The organism is Gardnerella vaginalis, assembly GCF_001546485.1.
Classification (GTDB): Bacteria; Actinomycetota; Actinomycetes; order Actinomycetales; family Bifidobacteriaceae; genus Bifidobacterium; species Bifidobacterium vaginale_D.
The window spans coordinates 163,262-163,486 of sequence record NZ_KQ956850.1 but is presented as its reverse complement, the minus strand read 5'-3'; the positions used below and the strand labels follow the sequence as shown (position 1 = coordinate 163,486).

General features: G+C 52.0%; 1 pseudogene. It reads right to left on the bottom strand.

Going from position 1 to position 225, the window contains the following annotated elements:
* Window positions 1-225: pseudogene (locus HMPREF3208_RS02780) on the bottom strand (hypothetical protein); the annotation flags it as partial.

Here is a 225-nt window from a genome sequence, read left to right as displayed (position 1 = left end):
TCACAACATCAGTTTCAGCTGGCACAGTTTCAACTTCAGGTTGAGATGGAGCAGGAGCAGGTTCCGGCTGCACAACTGGCGGTTCTACTGGTACAACTTCCGACTCTGCTGGAACAGTTTCAATTTCAGGCTCCGCTGGAGCAGTTTCAGCTTCCGGCTTCACAACATCAGTTCCTGGCTTCACGGACTCGGATTCAGCTGGCACAGTTTCAGCTTCAGGTTGAG